22 protein-coding genes are annotated in these 21717 nt (G+C 69.4%); 8 read left to right on the top strand and 14 right to left on the bottom strand.

Going from position 1 to position 21717, the window contains the following annotated elements:
* Positions 1-62: 62 nt before the first annotated feature.
* The 3 genes from BR31_RS0120810 to sigE all read right to left on the bottom strand — a co-directional run bounded on the left by BR31_RS0120810 (position 63) and on the right by sigE (position 2705).
* Positions 63-1562, bottom strand: a complete 1500-nt coding sequence (locus BR31_RS0120810; RefSeq protein ID WP_027502660.1) for a S1C family serine protease — start codon at positions 1560-1562, stop codon at positions 63-65.
* 109 nt (positions 1563-1671) lie between these two features.
* Positions 1672-2073 carry an anti-sigma factor gene (locus BR31_RS31640; protein ID WP_156042568.1) on the bottom strand — a complete coding sequence of 134 codons (402 nt, stop codon included), beginning with the start codon at positions 2071-2073 and terminating at the stop codon, positions 1672-1674.
* A 17-nt stretch (positions 2074-2090) separates the two neighbouring features.
* On the bottom strand, positions 2091-2705 hold the full coding sequence (gene sigE / locus BR31_RS29570; protein WP_037177590.1) for an RNA polymerase sigma factor SigE: 615 nt from the start codon (positions 2703-2705) through the stop codon (positions 2091-2093).
* Positions 2706-2987: 282 nt separating this feature from the next.
* On the opposite strand from sigE, the gene BR31_RS0120795 reads away from it, so the two are divergent.
* The 6 genes from BR31_RS0120795 to BR31_RS0120770 all read left to right on the top strand — a co-directional run bounded on the left by BR31_RS0120795 (position 2988) and on the right by BR31_RS0120770 (position 8546).
* Entirely contained in the window at positions 2988-3623 is a 636-nt protein-coding gene (locus BR31_RS0120795; protein WP_174562886.1) for an O-methyltransferase, read from the top strand.
* A gap of 94 nt (positions 3624-3717) precedes the next feature.
* On the top strand, positions 3718-4422 hold the full coding sequence (locus BR31_RS0120790) for a TetR/AcrR family transcriptional regulator (protein WP_027502658.1): 705 nt from the start codon (positions 3718-3720) through the stop codon (positions 4420-4422).
* Positions 4419-5336: an ABC transporter ATP-binding protein gene (locus tag BR31_RS0120785; RefSeq protein WP_027502657.1), complete on the top strand. Its 918-nt coding sequence runs from the start codon at positions 4419-4421 to the stop codon at positions 5334-5336. Before BR31_RS0120790 ends, BR31_RS0120785 begins: the two co-directional genes overlap by 4 nt.
* On the top strand, positions 5333-6976 hold the full coding sequence (locus BR31_RS0120780) for an ABC transporter permease (RefSeq protein ID WP_027502656.1): 1644 nt from the start codon (positions 5333-5335) through the stop codon (positions 6974-6976). The genes BR31_RS0120785 and BR31_RS0120780 overlap by 4 nt, the downstream gene beginning before the upstream one ends.
* A 194-nt stretch (positions 6977-7170) precedes the next feature.
* Positions 7171-7425, top strand: a complete 255-nt coding sequence (locus BR31_RS29565; RefSeq protein WP_037177603.1) for a WhiB family transcriptional regulator — start codon at positions 7171-7173, stop codon at positions 7423-7425.
* A 131-nt stretch (positions 7426-7556) separates the two neighbouring features.
* Complete coding sequence (locus BR31_RS0120770; RefSeq protein WP_027502655.1) at positions 7557-8546, top strand: rod shape-determining protein; 990 nt, start codon at positions 7557-7559, stop codon at positions 8544-8546.
* A gap of 53 nt (positions 8547-8599) precedes the next feature.
* Here the strand turns inward: BR31_RS0120770 and BR31_RS0120765 are convergent, their stop codons facing one another.
* The 3 genes from BR31_RS0120765 to glgC form a co-directional block, all read right to left on the bottom strand.
* Entirely contained in the window at positions 8600-11428 is a 2829-nt protein-coding gene (locus BR31_RS0120765; protein ID WP_027502654.1) for an FtsW/RodA/SpoVE family cell cycle protein, read from the bottom strand.
* 12 nt (positions 11429-11440) lie between these two features.
* The gene (locus BR31_RS0120760) at positions 11441-12571 is read right to left on the bottom strand and encodes a hypothetical protein (RefSeq protein ID WP_051637625.1); all 1131 of its coding nucleotides are present in this window, start codon (positions 12569-12571) and stop codon (positions 11441-11443) included.
* 373 nt (positions 12572-12944) lie between these two features.
* Positions 12945-14159: a glucose-1-phosphate adenylyltransferase gene (glgC, locus tag BR31_RS0120755; RefSeq protein ID WP_037177585.1), complete on the bottom strand. Its 1215-nt coding sequence runs from the start codon at positions 14157-14159 to the stop codon at positions 12945-12947.
* A 74-nt stretch (positions 14160-14233) separates the two neighbouring features.
* Between glgC and glgA the strand changes: the two genes are divergently transcribed.
* Positions 14234-15439, top strand: coding sequence for a glycogen synthase (gene glgA, locus BR31_RS29560; RefSeq protein ID WP_051637621.1), 1206 nt, complete (start codon positions 14234-14236; stop codon positions 15437-15439).
* Here glgA and BR31_RS29555 read toward each other — a convergent pair.
* From BR31_RS29555 to BR31_RS0120710, 8 genes are all read right to left on the bottom strand, one after another.
* The gene (locus BR31_RS29555) at positions 15400-16257 is read right to left on the bottom strand and encodes a putative RNA methyltransferase (RefSeq protein WP_037177583.1); all 858 of its coding nucleotides are present in this window, start codon (positions 16255-16257) and stop codon (positions 15400-15402) included. The genes glgA and BR31_RS29555 overlap by 40 nt on opposite strands.
* Before the next feature lie 116 nt (positions 16258-16373).
* The gene (locus BR31_RS31255; protein WP_003931055.1) at positions 16374-16541 is read right to left on the bottom strand and encodes a DUF3117 domain-containing protein; all 168 of its coding nucleotides are present in this window, start codon (positions 16539-16541) and stop codon (positions 16374-16376) included.
* Between the two features lie 162 nt (positions 16542-16703).
* Positions 16704-17288: a DNA-3-methyladenine glycosylase I gene (locus BR31_RS0120735; protein WP_027502651.1), complete on the bottom strand. Its 585-nt coding sequence runs from the start codon at positions 17286-17288 to the stop codon at positions 16704-16706.
* Positions 17285-17596: a DivIVA domain-containing protein gene (locus BR31_RS0120730; protein WP_027502650.1), complete on the bottom strand. Its 312-nt coding sequence runs from the start codon at positions 17594-17596 to the stop codon at positions 17285-17287. The genes BR31_RS0120735 and BR31_RS0120730 overlap by 4 nt, the downstream gene beginning before the upstream one ends.
* A gap of 55 nt (positions 17597-17651) precedes the next feature.
* Complete coding sequence (locus tag BR31_RS0120725) at positions 17652-18578, bottom strand: glucosyl-3-phosphoglycerate synthase (RefSeq protein WP_027502649.1); 927 nt, start codon at positions 18576-18578, stop codon at positions 17652-17654.
* Positions 18575-19468 (bottom strand): dihydropteroate synthase, encoded by an 894-nt coding sequence (gene folP, locus BR31_RS0120720; RefSeq protein WP_156042564.1) that lies wholly within the window; start codon positions 19466-19468, stop codon positions 18575-18577. Before folP ends, BR31_RS0120725 begins: the two co-directional genes overlap by 4 nt.
* Positions 19469-19490: 22 nt before the next feature.
* Positions 19491-20027 (bottom strand): LOG family protein, encoded by a 537-nt coding sequence (locus tag BR31_RS0120715; RefSeq protein WP_037177601.1) that lies wholly within the window; start codon positions 20025-20027, stop codon positions 19491-19493.
* A gap of 5 nt (positions 20028-20032) precedes the next feature.
* Positions 20033-20857: an LOG family protein gene (locus BR31_RS0120710; RefSeq protein WP_027502646.1), complete on the bottom strand. Its 825-nt coding sequence runs from the start codon at positions 20855-20857 to the stop codon at positions 20033-20035.
* A 172-nt stretch (positions 20858-21029) separates the two neighbouring features.
* Between BR31_RS0120710 and BR31_RS0120705 the strand changes: the two genes are divergently transcribed.
* On the top strand, positions 21030-21698 hold the full coding sequence (locus BR31_RS0120705; protein ID WP_027502645.1) for an MspA family porin: 669 nt from the start codon (positions 21030-21032) through the stop codon (positions 21696-21698).
* Positions 21699-21717: the final 19 nt, after the last annotated feature.

Below are 21717 nucleotides of genomic sequence, written 5' to 3'. Positions count from 1 at the left end.
GATCCGCGCCGCTATCAGTGCCGAATTCACATCGCATACCGCTTGCCCTCCGATGGCGCCGCTCAGTCCGAAGCGGGCGTGACCTGGACTTCGACCGTCCGGCCCGAGCGCACCAGTTGCACAGGAACCGGCTGACCGACGGCCTGCTGGTGCACCGCGACCACCAGCTCGTCCGCGCTGGTCACGTCGCGTTCACCGACCTTGACGATGACGTCGCCCTCGATGATCCCGGCCTGCTGCGCTGGCCCGCCCTCCTTGACGTTGGCCACCTCGGCGCCGCTGGTCTGCTCGTTGGTCACCGACCGCGCGTTCACCCCGATCTCGGGGTGATGCATGGCTCCGGTCCTGATCAGTTCCTGCGCGACCGCGGTGACGTCGTCGACGGGGATGGCGAACCCGAGGCCGACCGATCCCCCGCTCTCGCTCCTGATCGCGGAGTTGATCCCGATCACCCGGCCCTCGTGGTCCACCAACGGTCCGCCGGAGTTGCCTGGGTTGATCGCGGCGTCGGTCTGGACCGCGTCGATGACCGCGTCGGTGTCGGTGCCCTCGCCGCTGAGCCGGACGGGGCGGTGCAGCGCACTGACGATCCCACTGGTGACCGTCTTGCTCAGACCAAGCGGCGATCCGACCGCGACCACGTCGTCGCCGACCTTCAGGTCCGCGGACTTGCCGAGTTCGGCGACGGTGAGGTTGCCGACATCCACCTTGAGCACCGCGAGGTCGGTCTTCGTGTCGCGGCCGACGACCTTCGCGGGCGCCTTGGTGCCGTCCGCGAAGACGACGCGGAGCGTCGCGGTGTCCGGGTTCGTCGCCGCCATCGAGATCACGTGGTTGTTGGTGACGATGTACCCCTCGCCGTCGATCACCACGCCGGAGCCGGTGCCGGATTGCTCACCGAGCGCGACCTGGATGGACACCACGGACGGGAGCACCGCCTCGGCGACCTTCGCCACCTGGCCGAGTTCGGTGTCGTCGCCACTCGACTGCGTCAGCTCGACCCGCTGGCTGGTCAGCGCGCCGACGTTCTCGGCCGTGACGCGCCCGATGATGCCGCCGACCAGGCCGATCGCCAACGCGACGCCCGCGAGCGCGGCCAGCGCCCGCGGCGCGATGCGCTCGCCGAGCAGGACGTCGCGGATGCCGAGGGCGGGCGCGGGCGGCAGGTCCCCTGCCGCGGGGGCGTCGAGGGCCGGGGAACCGAGGCGCGCAGGAGCGTCCGGATCGCGCCACGGATCGGCTGGCGCCGCGTCCGCGGCCTCGTCGGCGTCGCCCGCGGACGGATCGCGCTGGATCGAATCGGTTTCGCCTGCCGGGCGGCCGAAGGCCTCGGCGAGCACCGGATCGGGACGCCGCACGGCGAGCTTCGGATCCGCGCCGCGGTCCGCGCCCGGCGCGAACGAGGAGTCGACGCCGTCGGGCCGCCCGAACGCCGCGGCGGCCGCGGGGTCGACGGTGGGACGGTAGAGCGGCCGCGGTGCCAGGCGGGGCGGGGCCGAATCCTGTTCGGCTGCTGCATCCGGTCGCGCGCCCGCGGTCGGGGATGTGGGATCCGAGTTCACGCGGCTGGGTACCCCTCGTTGGCGTCAGTCACGGATCCCAGTATCACCGACGCGGCGCGACCCGGAGTCACCGACGCGGTGCGTCGCGCGGTCACCGACGCGGCGGCGCCTACCGCCGCTTGCGCCACGACGCGAACGAGTACGACGTGACCATCGCCGCGAGCACGGCTCCTGCCCTGCCGTCGGGGCGCCGGAAGCCGGACCGCTCGGCGAACCGACGACCGCGGTCCGGCGTCGTGCTGTCGGCGTCCGGGAGCGGGGTGCACATCGGGATCTGGCTGAGTATCCCGAGAAGCGAACTGGGCATGCTGATCTCGGAGGCCTGCCGGAGCGCGCCGCGCGCATGGTGCTGGGCGTCGACCTCGGCCGCGCACTCGGGGCACATCGACAGGTGCTGTGCGGCCCGCAGGTAGGCGTTCATCTGCAGTTCGCCGTCGACGTACGCCGCGATCGCCTCGCTGGCCAGGTGCTCGGTAGAGCTGAAGCGGCGCGGTTTCCTGGCCTGCGTCATCCAACCCTCCTGCACGGTCATGCGAATGTCATCTTCCCTGTCCCCGACACCGCGGTCAGATACTCCTTGAGCGCCTGCCGCCCACGGTGGATTCGGCTGCGTACGGTACCGAGCTTGACTCCCAGTGTGGCACCGATCTCCTCGTATGACAGGCCTTCGACGTCACAGAGCACCACCGCGGCGCGGAACTCCGGCGCCAGCGAGTCCAGCGCGGACTGCAACTCGGGATCGAGCCGGGCATCGTGGTAGATCTGCTCGGGGTTCGGGCGGTCGGACGGGACCCGCTCGTAGTCCTCGGGCAGCGCCTCCATCTTGATCCGGTTGCGGCGCCGCACCATGTCGAGGAACAGGTTCGTGGTGATCCGGTGCAGCCACCCCTCGAAGGTGCCCGCCTGGTAGTTCGAGAGCGACCGGAACACCCGGATGAAGGTCTCCTGGGTGAGGTCCTCGGCGTCCTGGGCGTTGCCCGAGAGCCGGTAGGCCAGCCGATACACCCGGTCGCCGTGCTCACGGACGAGCTCGTCCCATGAGGGCATGGCGGTCTGATCGCCGGTGGCATCGAAGGCGGCGGTGCCGCTCAGATCAGCCGACTCGGTGAATTCCGCATCGAAGGCGGGAACGGCGTTGACCATCGAGATTGTGGAAACCTCCTGCTAAGGACAGCTGGTGAGCGAGCACAGGACGATCTGGACAAAAGGCACAACCCCCGAAGTCTCGGGTTTGTTCCCCTCGCCGGTTTCGTCCGGCACCCCCTTCCGGGGCGGTCAGCGATCTCGTGTGGACCCACCTTTTCTGATCCAAATGTGTGAGATGTGTGAGCAACCTGAGGTTCAGCTGAGAATCTGCGGGTCAGCGGCCAATATCACGTGCGCGCCTCGACTCCACCGCAGCATGTCGGCTATAACCTCGGATTCGTGCACAACAACGCCGAGCAGCTGCTGGCTCACACCGAGGAATCGGTCCTGGAGGACGCGGTCCTCACGCTCGCACGCGAACGGGCGGAGGATCTCGGCGCGACCCCGGTCCCGCCGTCCGTCGGCGCGCTGTTGAGCCTGTTCACCCAGATGCTCGACGCCAAGACCGTGGTCGAGATCGGGACCGGTGCAGGCGTGAGCGGGCTGTGGTTACTCGACGGCATGCGTGCCGACGGGGTGCTCACCACCATCGACACCGAACCCGAGCACCAGCGGGCCGCCAAGGACGCGTTCCGGTCCGGCGAGATCGCGCCCGGCCGCACCCGGCTGATCAACGGCTGGGGACTGGACGTGCTGCCCCGCCTCGCCGACGCCGCCTACGACCTGGTGTTCGTGGACACCTCGCCAGCCGACCACCCGCAGTTCGTCGCCGAGGGGGTCCGGCTGCTCCGGCCAGGAGGTGTGATCGTCCTGCACAACGCGCTGCTCGGCGGCCGGGTCGCCGACCCCAACCAGCGCGATGCGACCACCCTCGCCGTGCGTGCGGCAGCACGGGCGATCGCGGAGGACGACCGCCTGACGAAGGTGCTGCTGCCGGTGGGCGACGGCCTGCTCTGCGCGTCGCGTTCTGAGTAGCGGCACCGACTCCCGGCCGCGTCGGCGAATTTTTACGGCCTCTTGACGGGAGAACCGTTGCCGAGCGACTGAACAAGTGTTTAATCTTCTAAACATGCGTTCAATGCCAGCCGAGCCAGCCACCCCCGACCGGGACCTGACCACCCGTGCGCGGATCCGCGACACGGCGATCCGGGTCTTCGGCGAGCAGGGCTTCGTCACCGGCGTCCGCACCATCGCGACCGCGGCGGGAGTCTCCCCCGGACTGGTGAACCACCATTTCGGCTCCAAGGACGGACTGCGGGCCGAATGTGACGCGCGCGTCCTCGAGATCATCAGGGAGCAGAAGGCGCAGGCCATGTCGACGCCGGGGCCTGCGGGCGCGATCGCGGCGCTGAGCGAACTCGAGCAGTACGCCCCGGTCGTCGCATACATGGTCCGCAGCTTCCAGGCAGGCGGCCGACTCGCCGAGTCCCTCTTCGAGCACATGGTGGCCGACACCGAGGAGTACCTCGCGATCGGAGTGCGCTCCGGCAAGCTGCGAGCCAGCCGCGACCCGAAGGCGCGGGCGCGGTATCTCACCCTGAACAACGTCGGCGCGCTGCTGCTCTACCTACAGATAAGGGCGGACCGGGAGGGAGCGCTCGACTACGCCACGGCCATCCGCGACCTGTCGGACGAGATCACCCTGCCCGCTCTCGAGATGTACGCCGAGGGGATCTTCACCGACTCCTCGCTGCTCGATGCGTTCCTGGCGACCGACGCCGACGCGCAATCCACCCATCCCGACGCGGAGTCCCCGACCGAGGAGATGCAATGACCCCACTCATCGACGTTCGCGGCCTGGTCAAGACCTTCGGTCAGACCCGGGCCCTCGACGGTCTCGACCTCCAGGTCGCGCCGGGCGAGGTGCACGGCTTCCTCGGCCCCAACGGTGCAGGCAAGTCGACCACCATCCGGGTGCTGCTCGGCAGCCTGCGCGCGACCACGGGCAGCGCCAGAGTCCTCGGCCACGACCCGTGGCGCGACGCCGTCGCCCTGCACCGCGACCTGGCCTACGTACCGGGCGACGTCACGCTGTGGCCGTCCCTGACCGGCGGCGAGACCATCGATCTGCTGGCCCGGATGCGCGGCGGCATCGACGAGGCCAGGCGTTCCGAGCTCATCGAGCGCTTCGACCTCGACCCACGCAAGAAGTCGCGCACGTACTCGAAGGGCAACCGGCAGAAGGTTTCCCTGATCTCGGCGTTGTCGTCGAACGCCCGACTGCTCCTGCTCGACGAGCCGACCTCCGGCCTCGACCCGCTGATGGAACAGGTCTTCCGCGACTGCATCGCCGAGGCAGCCCGCCGCGGTGTGACCGTGCTGCTGTCCAGCCACATCCTGTCCGAGGTGGAAGCGCTGTGCGACCGGGTGACCATCATCCGGTTGGGCAAGACCGTGGAGAGCGGCTCGCTGTCCACGATGCGACACCTGAGCCGCACCTCGATCAGTGCCGAGCTGACGGGCGACCCGGGCGACCTCAGCCGGCTCGCGGGCGTCGAGGACATCTCGATCGACGATCACACGCTGCACTGCCAGGTCGACAGCGAACACCTGGGCGAGCTGATCCGCGTGCTCGGCGATGCCGGGGTGCGCAGCCTGGTCAGCAAGCCGCCGACGCTCGAGGAACTGTTCCTGCGGCACTACCAGGTCGAGGGACCCGAGCCCACCGGGGAGAAGGTGACGGCATGAGCACCGTGACGGTGGCGGGGCCGCGGCATCCGGCCGCGGCGGCTCCGCGCGGGGCGTCGAATCTCACCGGCACGCTCGGCTTCGTCCGGCTCTTCCTGCGGCGCGACCGAATCGTGTTGCCGCTCTGGGTGCTGCTCCTCTCGCTGCCGCTTGCGCCCGTCTACATGGGCAGCATCGAGAGCATCTACCCCGACGAGGCTGAGCGTGCGGCATTCGCCGCCACCATCATGGGAAGCCCGGCTCAACGCGCCATGTACGGCGAGATCTACAACGACAGCCTCGGCGCCGTCGGCATCTGGAAAGCCGGGATCTTCTACACGCTGATCGCGATCGCGGTGATCCTCACCGTCATCCGGCACACAAGGGCGGAGGAGGAGAGCGGCCGGACGGAGCTGCTCGACTCGACCGTCGTCGGCCGCTACGCGGGCCTGACCGCCGCGTTGCTGGTCGCCTTCGGCGCGTCCATCGCGACCGGGGCGATCGGCGCGGCGGGACTGCTCGGCACCGACGTGCCGCGCTCGGGCTCGATCGCGTTCGGGCTCGCGCTGGCGGCATCCGGCATCGTGTTCACGGCGGTCGCCGCCGTCGCGGCGCAGCTGAGCACCAGTGCCCGCACCGCCCGCGGCATCGCCTTCGCCGTCCTCGGGACCGCCTTCGCGCTCCGTGCCGTCGGCGACGCCGGCCCGGCCGCGCTGTCCTGGCTGTCGCCGCTGGGCTGGTCGCTGCAGGTGCGGCCGTACGCGGGCGACCGCTGGTGGGTGCTCCTACTGCACCTGGCCACGGCGATCGCGCTCACCGCGGCGGCGTATGCGCTGTTGCGCAGGCGGGACGTCGGTGCGGGGGTGATCGCGGAGCGCCTCGGTTCGCCGACGGCGGCGCGGGCGCTGAGCGGCCCGTTCGGCCTGTCCTGGCGGCTGCAGCGGGGCACGCTGATCGCGTGGACCATCGGGATCAGCCTGTACGCCCTGCTGATCGGCAGCGTCGTGCACGGGATCGGCGACGAGCTCGGCGGCGGCGACACTATCCGGGAGATCGTCAGCCGGATGGGCGGAACGCAGGCCCTCGAGGACGCGTTCATCACGATCGCGTTCACCATGCTCGCCGTCGGCGCCGCTGCGCTCGCGATCTCCTCGGCGCTGCGCCTGCACGGCGAGGAGACCGCGCAGCGCGCCGAGTCCGTGACCTCCGGTGCGGTCGGCCGGATCCGATGGGCCGCAAGCCATGTCGTCTTCGCGTTCGTCGGCCCGGCCGTCGCCATGCTCGCCGCCGGACTGGTTGCCGGGGTGACCTACGGTGTCGCGGCAGGCGACGTCGGGGGCAAGCTCCCCAGGGTGCTGGCCACCGGGCTCGTGCAGCTGCCCGCCGTCTGGATGCTGGCGGCGGTGACGGTGCTGCTCTTCGGACTGGTTCCGCGTTTCACCCCGGTGGCGTGGGGCGTGCTGGTGACGTTCGTGGCCCTGTTCCTGCTCGGCTCCATCTCGGGCGTCCCGCAGTGGGTGCTCGACCTCCAGCCCTTCAGCCACACGCCCAAGTTGCCAGGCGCGGGCTTCGAGGCCGCCCCTGTCGTGTGGCTCCTGGTGATCGATGCGGGGCTGCTCGTCGCCGGCCTTGTCGCGTTCCGGCGGCGGGACCTCCGATAGCCGGTTCGCCCGGCTCCCCCGGTCCGGGAGGAACGCGCCGTTACCTCGAGATGGACAGTTGACCAACTTCCGCCCCAACGGGTTTCGGGCCGGCTCGATCCGGGGCACCATGGGGTCCCGTGATGTGCTCAAGCCGCCCCCGACCGGAGTCAGGGAGCTATGCCCCCGCGGACTGCGACTACCCACTCCTCGCCATGCCGCACGCCTGGGTGGAGCGTGCGCTGTGCCGCGCGCAGAACCCCGATCAGATGTTCGTTCGCGGCGCCGCCCAACGCGAGGCGGCCGCCGCGTGCCGCCAGTGCCCCGTCATCATCCAGTGTGGGGCCGAGGCCCTCGACAACCGAGTCGAGTTCGGCGTCTGGGGCGGGATGACCGAGCGCCAGCGCCGGGCGTTGCTCAAGCGTCACCCCAACGTCGAGTCGTGGGCCGAGCTGATGGAGGTCCACTGAGCGATCAACCGAACGGTGAGGTCGATAACGGTTGAGCGCGGATCTTCGGCGAGTCACCGCGATATCGACCGAACGCCGGAGCCGCTGCGTACCATCGAACCATCTCGCTGGAACACCTCTCGGAGGCCGACGTGAGCGGACTTGGTATCGATCTCGGAACCACCAACACTGTCGTCGGGACCCCTGAAGACGGCATCGTCCTGAACGAGCCATCGTTCATGCTGGTGCGGGAAAAGGATCCGCACCACGCCCTCGCGATCGGCACGGAAGCGCGAGACCTGGTGGGCCGCAATCCCATGGGAGTCACGCCCGTTCGTCCGATGCACGACGGGGTGATCGTGGACCTCGAGTCGGCCCAGGCATTCGTCACGGCCGTCATCAAGCGCGCGGCACCGGGCAGGCGGTACGGCGTGCGGCCGAAGGGCGTCATCTCGGTTCCCGCGGGCGCCACATCGCTCGAGCGTCGGGCACTGCTCGAGGTCGGGCACGAGGCCGGTCTGCGAAAGGTCGGGCTGATACCGGAGCCGGTCGCGGGGGCACTCGGCTGCGGGATCAACCCGCTCGAACCCCGCGCCCACCTCGTCGTCGACATCGGCGGCGGCACTTCGGAAGTCACCGCGTTCTGTTATGGCGGCATGCTCTCGCATCGCAGCTGCCGGCTCGCGGGTGATGAACTGACCAACGCGCTGTATCACTACCTGCGGACCGAGCACAACATCATCGTCGGCGAGCTCACCGCCGAGCGGGTGAAGGTCGGCGCGCCCGAGACCGGCGAGGGACAGTCGCTCGTCGTCGAGGGCCGCGACGCCGTGACAGGACGGGCACGTCTGGTCACGCTCGAGACCGACGAGATCGTGGATGCGTTGCGGCCGACCACGACCGGGATCGTGCAGACCCTGGCCGCATGCCTGGAGGACATTCCCGCGCAGGCGATCGGTGACGTGATGTCCGAGGGGCTCCTGGCGCTCGGCGGTGGGTCCCTGCTGCGCGGCGTGTCGCAACTGCTCGAAGAGACCTTCGGGCTCCCGGTGAAGACGGCCGAGCGCCCGCTGACCTGCGTCGCCGAAGGTGCGACCGCCTGCCTCGATCACCCCGAAGTGGTTGCCGCCTACAGCGACTGATCGGCCCCGGTCCACCCCACTGCGATCCGGTCCACCCCCACGGTGGATCGGGATCAGCGGTTCGGCACCGCGGGCCGTGGTTGCGCGAGATAGCGCTCGAGGAGTTTCTTGGCGACGGGCCCGGACGTTGCCGACCCGAAACCACCGCCACGGACCAGTACCGAGACCACGATCTCGGGAGCGTCGAAAGGCACCACCGCCGAGAACCAGGCATTGAGGCCCTTTCCTGGCGCCGACGGATCCTCCGCCGTCCCGGTCTTGGCGCCCGCCGCGACCGGCAAGGTGGCCAACTGCCCGGCCGTACCGGCTGCGGCAGATGCCCGCATCCCCGCTCGGACGGGGCCGAGTTGGTCCGCGAAGGACAGTCGACGAGGGTCTGCGGTGGGAATGGGCAGGGCGTCCGGCCCGTACGCCGCGGCGAGCTGGGGGGTCACCGTCGAGCCGGTGGCGATGCCCGACGTCCAACGCGCCAACTGCACGGGCGTCGCACTGACGGTGCCCTGACCGATGCCCATCAGCAGCGTCGACCCCGGATACCAGGTTCCCCCGATGCTGCCGACGTTCTCCGGGGTGCCGAGGAAGCCAACGGCCTCGCCCGGCAGATCGATCCCCGATTCCTCGCCAACTCCCAACTCCGCGGCGGTTGCCGCGATTCTCTCGGGTCCGAGGAGTTCGGCGAGCTGGTAGAAGTAGACGTTGTCCGACCACTGGATCGCCCCGATCAAGCTGTTCGGCCCCATCGGCTGCCAGTTCGCGAATGTGTGCCCTCCATAGGTGTATGACGCACCGCCCGCGAGTTGGGCGTCCGGTGACAGCACGTTGTACTTCGCGTTCGCCGCCGCGACGACGATCTTGAAGGTCGAGCCGGGCGGTGCCGCGGACTGGTCGGCGTGGTTGAGCATCCGTCCCGGCCCCGGTCCCTCGGTTTGTGCCGCCAGCGCGACCGCGTCGACCGGGGGGCCGTAGACGTTGTTGTCGTATCCGGGCACGCTGGCCAGCGTCAGCACCGCCCCGGTGCGAGCGTCCATGACGATCGCCGCGCCCATGTCGCCCCCGCTGCTGCGCACCGCGTCGGTCAGCGCATCGGTCGCGAGCTGCTGCATCCCCATGTCGAGGTGCAATCGCAGGTCGTGTCCCCGCACCGGGTCCACCCGCTCGCCGGTGGCCACCAGACGCCCGGAGGGATCGACGAACATGCACTGCTTGCCGTCGGTGCCGCGGAGCAGCGCGTCGTACTGCTTCTCGAGTCCCGCTTTGCCGACCCGTGACCCGAGGGCGAGGTGGGGCCAGCGTTCCATGTCCTGCGGGTCCGCGAGCCCGACGTACCCGAGGACGGATGCCAGCGACGCCCCGTGCGGGTAATGCCTACGCCCGGTCGGGTACACGAGCACCCACGGGAGCCGGGCGTCCACGATCCGCCGCGCCTGCTCGGCGGTGACCCGGCCCAGTACGACCTCCAGTTCCGCGCCACCGCTCTCCAGCGTCGCCGCCAGCTGTTCCGGCGTGACGCCGAGCAGCGCGGCCAGCTCGGCGCGCACGGGCCCGTCGTCACGGTCGAACATCCGGGCAACCACCGCGACGGCGTACTCGGGGACGTTGTACGCGAGCGGCTCGCCGTTGCGGTCGAGGATGTGACCCCGCTCGGCGGGTAGACGGATGCAACGCTCCATCTGCACGTCGCTCATCGTGCGCAGCTCCGTACCCCGACCGCTCTGCAGCTGCCACGCGAACACCGACAGCGCGAGGAGCATCGCCGTGACCGTGACTGCGCCTGTGGACACTCCGCGGGGCAGGCGGCGCCGCCTGGACTCGGTGGCCCACAGGGGACGCGTGACGCCGTCGCGGCGGATCGCGAGCACCAGCCCGATCGCGACGAAACCGACGATTGCCGCCGTGCCCCCGTAACTGAAGAGCGGGATCGGCATGCCGGTGTGCGGGAGGAGTGACAGGCTCTGAGCAATGGAGACCACGGCCTGCACTCCGAACAGCCCACCGATCCCGGCCGCGACGAGGGCGGCTTCCCTGGTGCGTGCCGTTCGGGCGGCCAGCGCGGCCCGCCACACGATGATCATCGTGGCGACCACGACCGCCAGACCGGCGAACAACCCCCATCCGTACACGAGGCTCGCGAAGGCGAGATCGTGCTCCGATTCGGGAAGGTATTCGGCCCTCAGGTCGTAGAACGGTTCACGCCCGAGACCGAACCACCCGCCGCTGCCGATCGCGATGTCCGCCTGCAACGCTGCCCAACCCGACCCCTGCGGGTCGGCGTTGCTCGACAGGAACACGTGAATGCGCTCGAGCTGGTAGGGCCGGAGAAACAGCACGGCTAGGGGCAACGATGCGATCCCGAGCGCGAACAGCGGCAGCAGGGGCAGCAGCGGCACCCTGGCCAGGATCAGCATGAGTATCACGGTCGAGGCGAGCACCACGGCGGTCGACAGGTCGGGCTGCAGCGCCACGAGGCCGATCGGCACGCTCGAGACCAGCAGGACCGCCGCGAATCGGCCGAGGGTGTACCCACCCGCCAATATCGCCGCGGGGACCATGACCAGCGCCAGCTTGGCGAGCTCGGACGGTTGAACGGTGAACAGGCCGAAGTTCAGCCAACGCTGCGCACCCTTGGTCGCGATCCCGATGAGTGGCACCGCAGCGAGCAGGACGACCGCAGCGGCGTACAACGTCCAGCCGAATCGTCGGAGGTTGCTGGTCCGCAGTCGCGATATCGCGTACATCGCACCGAGGCCGATGGCAGCGAAGAGTGCGTGGCGGACGGCATCCGTCGTCTTCCCTGTCGAGATCAGGTTGAGCAGACCGAGGACGACGAGGGTGATCGCCGCCGCGACGAGCCAGGGGTCGGATTCTCGCTTGTTCGCCTGCATGCCGACCCCACCTCAGCACTTTGCGTTCTCGGCGGGCACGAATGCCGGCTCCGACGCGGCTGCCGCAGGGGCGCTGGTCAGCGCGGCGACGGCGAGCGCGGGGGCGGGCGGCAGGACGACCTTTGCGATGCCGTACACCTGCTGCCCACCGGGCGGCACGGGCGTCGTGACGTCATTGCCCGGATGAACGGCTCCCGTGCATCGGTCGTACACGACCACATGCCAGGTCACCGCGCCGACATTCGCCGCGGGATCGACGTGGACGTCGACCCGCATGGTGCACGGTTGTCCCGTCGCGCATTCCCCGTTGGCGAAGGTGGCGGTGACCAGGGTGATCGGCCCCGCGCTGCCGGGAAGTCCGGTATGCACCTGACCCGCTTCGGCGGTTCCCTGCGCGGTCGGTGAGTTCGCCTGGGCGGCTTCGGGCGCGGGCGGCGGCGGCGACACCGGACTGATCTGATTCTGCTCCGACGGATTCACCGGATAGAGAAGGGCATCCCAGCCCCGGCGCAGCTCCGACCACGCACCGGGAGCCGCCCACACCACCCCGACGAACAGCAGGATCGAGATCAGGCCGAGTACAACCCCACGACGCGACATCCGCCTCCGCCTGCGATGCCACGGATTCCCGACGGGTGGATACCAGCCCTTCGGGGCTAGCGACGATGCGGCCGCCGGGGTCTGCGGGGTCGCCGTGGTCGCCGTGGTCGGTGGGCTCTGCGAGTTCGCGCGGTCCGTCACGACCCGATCGTCCGAGAGTGCCAGCCCCCTCGTCGCCGAGACGAGCTCCGCGAGCTGGCGCCGCGTCCTTCCCACCATGGACGGGTCGAGCACCGTCGCGACCGCGTCGCGAACCCGTTGCGCCAGGATTGTCAGATCCGTTGTTCGGGCGATCGATTCGGCCAACCGGTCGGCGAGCCCGCGATCGCGACAGTTCGTCGCGATACTCAGGAGCAGGCTCGCCACCGCATCGTCCACGTCGTGCCAGGACGCCGCACTCCCGGTGCACTTGATCGTGAGCTGCCCCCGATCGGACACCGTCACCCCGTGGTCCCGGATGATCGGATAGCCGTCCCGGCTCCGCACCAGCTCGAGCTGATCGACCACATCGGTCAGGAGCAGCGCGGCCTGTGCCGGTGTCAACGTCGCAATCGCGAGCAACCCGTGGAGAGCGACACGACCGCCGCGGGCGTCGTCGTCGATTGGCTTCGCCGGCTCGGGTCGGGGTTGCGCCGCCGGCTTACTTCTGCCCGCGGAGAGCCCTAACACTGCTTCGATCATCGCGCATCCCGAAAACTCTGGGTCCCCCGCGCGGGCGTGCGACTAACCGGAACGGGTGGCCGACGGATCTTGGGTTAGGGCTTACTCGCTGTCGAAATCCATTCTGTCTCTGAGCATTCCATTAGACCAGGGAAACGAGGATCACCGATTGCGGAACGAAGATCTCGTTACTCATCCGAGACGCCTCGGCGAACCCGCACATCGAACCGTTACCCGACCGGCCGCGGCCAGAGACTCAGATCCAGACGCCCTTGCCGATCGCGACCACGCCGCCGGGGCTGACCGCGAACCGCTGCCGGTCACGCTCGAGGTCGACGCCGATGATCTCGCCCTCGCCGACCACCACGTTCTTGTCCAGGATCGCGTGCCGCACCACCGCGCCCTTGCCGACGCGCACGCCCGGCATCAGCACGCTGCCCTCGACGGTGGCGCCGTCGTCGACCATCACGTTGGAGCTGAGCACGGAGTTGCGGACGGTCGCGGCGGACAGGATGCAGCCGGCGCCCACCACCGACTCCTGGGCGAGCCCGCCCTGCACGAACTTGGCCGGCGCCAGGTTCTCGGCCGCGCCACGGATCGGCCAGCGCCGGTTGTAGAGGTTGAATACCGGGTGCACGGACACCAGGTCCATGTGCGCCTCATAGAACGCGTCGATGGTGCCGACGTCCCGCCAGTACCCGCGGTCGCGGTCGGTGGCGCCGGGCACCACGTTGTCCTTGAAGTCGTAGACGTTGGCCATCCCGGCGGCGACCAGCGCCGGGATGATGTCCCCGCCCATGTCGTGGTCGGAGTCGGAGTTCTCCGAGTCGGCGCGGATGGCGTCCACCAGCACCTTCGTGGTGAACACATAGTTCCCCATCGACGCGAACGTCACGTTCGGGTCGTCTGGGGTGCCGGGCGGATGCGCCGGCTTCTCCAGGAACTGGGTGATGCGGCCCGACTCGTCGCTGTCGATGCAGCCGAACGCGAACGCCTCGCTGCGTGGCACCCGGATCCCGGCAACGGTGACCCCTGCTCCCGAGTCGATGTGGTGCTGGACCATCTGCTCGGGATCCATCCGGTACACGTGGTCGGCGCCGAACACCACGATGTACTCGGGGTCCTCGTCGTAGACCAGGTTGAGCGACTGGAAGATCGCGTCCGCACTGCCGGTGTACCAGCGCGGGCCGAGCCGCTGCTGCGCCGGGACCGGGGTGATGTACTCGCCCGCGAAACCCGACAACCGCCACGTCTGCGAGATGTGGCGGTCGAGGGAATGCGACTTGTACTGGGTCAACACACAGATCCGGAGATAGCCGGCGTTGACCAGGTTGCTCAGCACGAAGTCGATCAGGCGGTAGGCCCCGCCGAACGGCACCGCCGGCTTGGCCCGGTCGGCGGTCAAGGGGTACAGACGTTTCCCTTCGCCTCCGGCGAGCACGATTCCGAGCACATGCGGCTGGCTCCTCACCCTGCCAACCTATCGGTCGGGCATTACCCCCGCCAGCGGTAGCCCCAAGTCGGCTCGGCGGCTACGTTTATCGCGTGCGGGTTGCGATGATGACCAGGGAGTACCCCCCGGAGATCTACGGTGGCGCGGGGGTCCACGTCACCGAGCTCGTGGCCCAGCTCACGCGGCTCTGCGACGTCGAGGTGCACTGCATGGGCGAGCCCCGAGAGGGCGCGATCGTGCACCGGCCCGATCCCGCTCTGGCAGGCGCCAATCCCGCGTTGACCATGTTGTCGTCGCAGCTGCGGATGGCGCAGGCGGCGGGGGCGGCCGACGTGGTGCATTCGCACACCTGGTACACCGGCCTGGCCGGACACCTCGCGGGCGAGCTGTACGGGGTGCCCCACATCATGACCGCCCACTCGCTCGAGCCCCGCCGCCCATGGAAGGCCGAGCAGCTCGGCGGCGGATATCGCATCTCCTCCTGGTCCGAGCGCAACGCGGTCGAGTACGCCGACGCCGTCATCGCCGTCAGCGCGGGCATGCGCCTCGACCTGCTCGACGCCTATCCGTTCGTCAACCCGGATCGAGTGCACGTGGTGCGCAACGGGATTGACACCGATGTCTGGTACCCGGACTTCGGCGGCGAACGCCCGACCTCGGTGCTGCGCGACCTGGGCGTCGACCCGGACGCCCCCATCGCGGCCTTCGTCGGCCGGATCACCCGACAGAAGGGCGTAGGCCACCTGATCGCGGCGGCCCACGACTTCGACCCGGATGTGCAGCTGGTGCTGTGCGCAGGCGCCCCCGACACCGCGGAGATCGCCGAGGAGACCGAGCGGGCGGTCGCGAAGCTGTCCGAGGCGCGACGCAACGTGTTCTGGGTCAGGGAGATGCTGCCCACCGCGCAGGTCCGGGAGATCCTCTCCGCCGCAACGGTGTTCGTGTGTCCCTCGGTGTACGAGCCGCTCGGCATCGTGAACCTGGAGGCGATGGCCACCGAGACCGCGGTGGTGGCCTCCGACGTCGGCGGCATTCCCGAGGTGGTCGAGGACGGCGTCACCGGGAGCCTGGTGCACTACAACTCCTACGAGCCGGAGGCGTTCGAGCACGCGCTGGCGGCGGCGGTCAACACGGTCACCGCCGACCGCGCGGCCGCGGCCGCGATGGGCAGGGCAGGCCGGGCGCGGGCGATCGCGGAATTCTCCTGGGAGCAGATCGCCAGGCAGACCCTCGCGGTCTACCAGGCCGCGGTCGAGGGCTACACCGGGTCTGCGCCCGCCTCCGGGACCGGGCGGTAGCTGCTGATCGTGACGGAGGCCGTCACCGTCGAAGCCTCGGGCAAGGAGGCGATGCGCTGCGCCCTCGCCTCGTCGCCGAGGTGACGCGCGGACGGACCCATCGCGATCAGGCTGTCGACATCGGTGCGCGCGAGCGTCATCGGGTACTCGACCGCAACCCGGTCCACCCGCTCGAAGTGCCCGGCCATGCTGGCGCCGAGGCGCACCGTCTTGTTCTCGTCCACCCGGACCAGACCGAGCAGGTCCACGAGTTCACGCAGGTGCCGATCGGTCGGGGTGAGCACGATCAGCGTTCCGTCCGGCCGCAGCACCCGGCGCAGCTCCGCGGCGTTGCGCGGGGCGAAGATCGACAGCACATGACTGAGGGCGTGCGCGCGGACCGGCAGCTGGGTCCAGATGTCGGCGACCACCGACGCCGCCCGCGGGTGGCTGCGGGCGAGCCATCGCGCGGCGGGCTTGGAGACGTCGACGCCGATGCCCTGCGCGGCGGGCAGGGCGTCGAGGACGGCCGCGAGGTAGTGGCCCGTACCCGCGCCGACCTCGAGCACCGCCGGGTCGGCAGGGGCGTCGGTGGCGCAGGCGCGGGCCACCGCGTCCATCAGCGCGTCGAAATGGTGGCCGTCGAGGAATCGGGCACGGGCCGCGATCATCTCGGCGCTGTCGCCGGTGAACTTCGCGGCCCCGGACAACAGGCTGACGTAGCCCTGCCTGGCGATGTCGAAGCTGTGTCCCTGTTCGCACAGCAGGGTGCGGTCGGCGACGTCCAGTCCACCGCCGCAATGCGGGCAGGCGAGCAGCCCGACGACATCGGCCAGCATCGGTCCGCCTCTCTGTCGATTGCACCGCAAAGACCCCGCGAGCCGAGGTGGCAAGCGGGGCCGTATGCCTGAGGGTTCGCGTCCGGCGAGGGCGCCGCACCGAACCGTTCCAGGAGTTAGCTGGTGACGCCCTTCAGCTCGTCTCCGAGCGCGGCGGCTTCTTCCGGGGTCAGCTCGACGACGAGCCGACCTCCACCCTCGAGCGGAACCCGCATGACGATTCCTCGCCCTTCCTTGGTGGCTTCGAGGGGACCGTCACCGGTCCGGGGCTTCATGGCCGCCATTACCTGCTCCCTCCAGATCTGCGCTGACAAGCTCTGCGCCTAGGCTTACCGTCGGTACCCCGACAGCTGTTGTCGGGGATCACATGTGCCATTCTTCCCTATTGCAAGGAATGCCGGGAACCTGAGTCTCGTTTCCGATCGAATGCGGACCGGAATCCGTGCTCAGCGACGCGCCTCGACCCAGCAATCGAGCACGTGATCGTCGACCATCCCGGTCGCCTGCATCAGGGCATATGCCGTGGTGGGACCCACAAACGTGAACCCCCGGCGCTTGAGTTCCTTGGCCATCGCCTTCGACTCCGCGGTCACCGCGGGCACGTCCCCGACGGTCCGCAACCGGCTCGGGCGTGGCTCGGGGGCAAACGACCAGAGCAGCGCGTCGAGATCGGTGTCCGTCATCTCGAGAACGGCCCGCGCGTTCGAGACGCAGGCCTCGATCTTCGCCCGATTGCGGACGATTCCCGGATCGGCGAGCAGCCTCTCGACATCGTCGGCTCCGAACCCGGCCACCGTATCGACGTCGAAGCCCGCGAACGCGGAACGGAAGGCCTCCCGCTTGCGGAGCACCGTGATCCAGGACAGCCCGGACTGGAAGGCCTCCAGGCACAGCCGCTCGAAGAGCTCGTCCCGACCGTGCAGGGGCACGCCCCATTCGTCATCGTGGTAGTCGCGATAGATCCGCGATCCCGACCCGTCGACCGCCCACGGGCACCGGGTCCGGCCGTCGTAGGACGCGTCCGCGCTCATGACTCCTCCTGCCCGGAGACCGGCGCCTCGCGCAGGCTGGCCAATTCGCCCCGCAGCGAATCGATCTCGCGCCCCAGCCGATCCAATGCCCAGTCCACCTCGGCGGCCTTGTACCCACGCACGGTCTGCTGGAACCGCAGCGCGCGGACGTCGGCCCCTGTGACGTCCTCTGCCGGGAGCATGGTTGCGGTGGTCCCCGGCGGCAGCGGGGCCATCTCCTCACCGCGCCCGAACACCGCCGAGGCCGCCAGGAACAACAGCCCTCCGACCAGCGCCATGATCAGCAGATAGAGCAGCACCGTGAACATGATCCGATCCTGTCACGGCCGTCCGACATGCACCGCAACGCGGTGACCCGCCGCCTTACGGCCTCAGCGTGTTCATCGGCGGCCGGTCCGCCAGCGACACCTCGGTGGTCACCGGCACGAACGAGTCGCCGTCGGCGAGGAACTGCGTCAGCCCGGCTCCGGAATCCTCGATACCGCACCGGCGGAGCATGGTGCCGATGATCTGCCTGCTCATCACGCCGAGCTCGACCAGCGGCCGGTTGCGGTGCTTGCGCACCCCCAGGTTCACCTGGCCGATGGCGCTGAGCCCGAGCCGGTCGTAGGTGTCGAGCAGCAGCCCGATCTCCACCCCGTATCCGGGCGCGAACGGCACCGCGGACAGCAGCTCCCTCGTCCCCGCGTACTCACCACCGAGGGGTTGCAGCACCGAGGTCAGCTCGGGCCGCATCGCCGCGAGCAGCGGCCGCGCGACCAACTCGGTGACCCGGCCGCCGCCGTTCGCATCCTCGGTCCCGCTGACCCGCAGCGGCCGCCGGTAGTACCCCTTCACGAGGTGGATGCCGTCGACGGTGAGCAGCGGCCCCAGCAGCTTCGGCACGAACTCCGGGTCGGGGTTGATCAGGTCGGAATCGACGAAGGCGATCAGGTCGCCCGTGCTCGCCGCGATCGAGCGCCACAGCACCTCACCCTTGCCGGGTACCGGCGCGAGTCCTGGCACCGCCTGCTCCCGGCTGACCACGGTTGCGCCCGCAGCCGCGGCCCGCTCCGCGGTCTCGTCGGTGGAACCGGAGTCGAGCACGATCAGCTCGTCCACCAGACTGCCGAGCAGCGGATGGATGGTGTCCACCACCGCGGAGACCGTCTTCTCCTCGTTCAGCGCAGGCAGCACCACCGACACCGTCCGGCCCGCCTTCGCCGCGATCAGGTCGGCGATGCTCCATGCGGGGTGGTCCCAACTGTTCGCCTCTGACCAGACGCGCTCACCGCTCGTGCTCGCCCTCATGCCAGCCCCCGAACCGTGCGGGCCGGCGCCCTGGTGCCGATGATCGCGGCGACCATGTCGACCACTCGTCTGGTGGACGCGACCTCGTGGACCCTGAAGACTCGGGCACCTTCTGCGGCTGCCAATGCTGTCGCTGCCAACGTACCCTCCAACCGCTCGGCGAGTTCTACACCTAGAGTCTCCCCGATAAAATCCTTGTTGCTCAGTGCCATCAGGACAGGCCACCCGGTGTTTACAAGAACGTCCACGCGCCGCAACAACTCGAGCCCGTGGAAGGTGTTTTTGCCGAAATCGTGGGTCGGATCGATGAGGATCCCGTCGGCGGGGACGCCGAGATCGCGCGCCCGCTGCGCCGCCGTCACCACCTCGTCGACCACGTCCGCGACGACGTCCGTGTAGCGGACCCGGTGCGGCCGGGTCCGGGGCACGGCGCCGCCGGTGTGCGAGCAGACGTATCCGGCGCCCAGTTCGGCCGCGACCTCCACCAGCGTCGGATCGGCACCGGCCCAGGTGTCGTTGATCAGGTCGGCGCCCGCACCGCACGCCAGCCGGGCGACGGGGCCGCGCCAGGTGTCCACGGAGATCAGCAGGTCCGGGTACCGGCCGCGGATCGCCTCCACGAACGGCACCACCCGGCGGATCTCCTCGGCGGTGTCCACCTCGTCGCCGGGACCCGCCTTGACGCCGCCGATGTCGACCAGGTCCGCGCCCTCGTCGACCGCCCGGTGGACGGCCGCCATGGCCGCCTCATCGGTGAAGGTGGCGCCCTTGTCGTAGAACGAATCCGGGGTCCGGTTGACGATCGCCATCACCAGGGCCCGATCGGTCGCCACCGGCTTGCCGCACAGGGTCGGCGAGGCCGCGAGGTGGGGTTCGGTCATGGGCTTCATAGTGGCACGCAGGCACCGGCGATCACGGGGTGGTGCAGGCGTCGAGCGCCTCGCCGACCCCGGACGTCAGGAGCAGCCCGTCGAGGGCCCGCTGCTGCACGAAGCCGCCGTCGCGCAGTCCGTCCAGCCAGTTCAACAGCCCGGAGTAGTGACCGACCGGGTCGAGCAGGACCACCGGCTTGGCATGCATGCCCAGGTAGCCCGCCGTCCAGGTCTCGAAGAGTTCCTCGAGCGTGCCGATCCCACCCGGCAGGGTGATGAAGGCATCCGCGCGGTCCTCCATGATCTGCTTGCGCTGACGCATCGTGTCGGTGACGATCAGTTCGTCGGCATCGGTATCGGCAACCTCCCTGTGCACCAACGCCTTCGGGATGACACCGATGGTCCAGCCGCCTGCGTCGCGAGTGGCCTTGGCCACCGCGCCCATCATCGAGACATTGCCGCCGCCCGAGACCAGCCGCAGCCCGCGTCGGCCGATCTCGGTACCCAGTTCCGCCGCGAGTGCCAGATACGAATCGTCGACCGGCCCGGAGGCGCAGTACACACAGATGGTGCGCATCGGGCTCACCACTCCTCCTCGGTGCCCATCAGCTCGGCGGCGTCGACGCCGTGCTGCGACTCGACGACGATGCGCACGGCCTCCTCGACGCTGTCGGTCACGTGCAGCAGTTCGACGTCACCCTCGGAGATCTTGCCGCTCTCCACCAGCGTCGTCTTGATCCACTGGACCAGCCCGGACCAGTACTCCGTGCCGAACAGCACGATCGGGAACCGGGTGACCTTGCGGGTCTGCACAAGGGTCAGCGCCTCGAACAGCTCGTCAAGGGTGCCGAACCCACCCGGCAGACAGATGAAGGCCTGCGAGTACTTGACGAACATGGTCTTGCGGGCGAAGAAGTACCGGAAGTTGATGCCGAGGTCGACCCACTCGTTCAGGCCCTGCTCGAACGGCAGCTCGATCCCGAGCCCGATCGAGTAGCCGCCCGACTCGCTGGCGCCGCGGTTCGCGGCCTCCATCACGCCGGGGCCGCCGCCGGTGATGACGGCGTACCCGGCCTCGGCCAACGCGGCGCCGAGTTCGCGGCCCGCGGTGTACTCGGGGTGATCGGACCCGGTTCGGGCGGAACCGAACACCGTCACCGCCCGCGGCACCTCCGCGAGCGCCCCGAAACCCTCGACGAACTCGCTCTGGATCCGGAGCACCCGCCACGGATCGGTGTGCACCCAGTCGGTCGGCCCACGCTGGTCGAGCAGCCGCTGATCGGTGGTGCTCGTGCCCACCTTGCGATCGCGTCGCAGCAGGATCGGTCCGCGGTGCTTGACCGAGGCACTGCCCCGCTTCGAGGTGTTCTGCTTCGCGGCCCGGCCGGGCGTCTTGTCGGGTGCCATGCGAGCAAGGCTATCCCGACCGGGGTGACCCATTTCACCGGGTAAACGCCAAAGCAAGCGATTGCAAAGTAGCTTAGCCTTCGCTAACTTCTTGTTCGCGGTGGCAACGACATGCCCCGCCCGCCTCGGTTGTCCGAGTTGCCCGGTCGAGATTCCTTGTGAGGGGATTGCATTGAGTGTGAAGAGCGTGTCCGGGGTGCGGGGCGCCCGCATCGGAGGCGTCGCCGCCGCTGCGGCGGTGGCGATCGGCCTGATGTCGACCGGTGCGGCCCACGCCGACACCCTCGTGCCGCTGCCCGACGGGCAGAAGGCCGGACCGGGAGCGGTACTCACCCGCACCGGCGAGAGCGCCCTGATCTCCCCGTCGCTGGCCGCCAACGGCGCCGGCCGCACGGCGTGGGTCTCGGGCACGGTCACCGCCGATGTCAAGGGCATCACCAAGGAAGGCGAGGTGGGGCCGTTCAACGGTGCCACCAACGACAAGGGCACCAACAACTCCTCGACGCACGGCGTCTCGCGGATCAGCACCGGCTACATCGTCGGCTGCCAGGTCGACATCACCGGCCTCGGCGGATCCATCGGCGCGGGCATCGACCTCTCCGGCCCCTCGATCTCCGGTTCGCTGACCGTCCCGGTCTCCGCGGGCCAGGTCAAGTTCGTGAACGTCGCGGGCAAGGACATCAAGAAGAACGGCAAGTACTCCGTCCAGTACCAGGACACCCATCTCGAGATCCAGAACTGCGGCGGCTTCGCCCAGGCCCGCGCGTACACGGTGGTCGAGATCGTCGGCAACGACTACTCCAAGACCACCCTGTACGGCCAGCCGTTCAGCATCGGATAGGAAGACGGAATCATGAACT

Origin of the sequence: Rhodococcus sp. UNC363MFTsu5.1, assembly GCF_000686785.1 — a bacterium.
In the GTDB taxonomy this organism is placed as follows: Bacteria; Actinomycetota; Actinomycetes; order Mycobacteriales; family Mycobacteriaceae; genus Rhodococcus_G; species Rhodococcus_G maanshanensis.
This window is presented reverse-complemented; position numbering and strand designations above follow the sequence as displayed.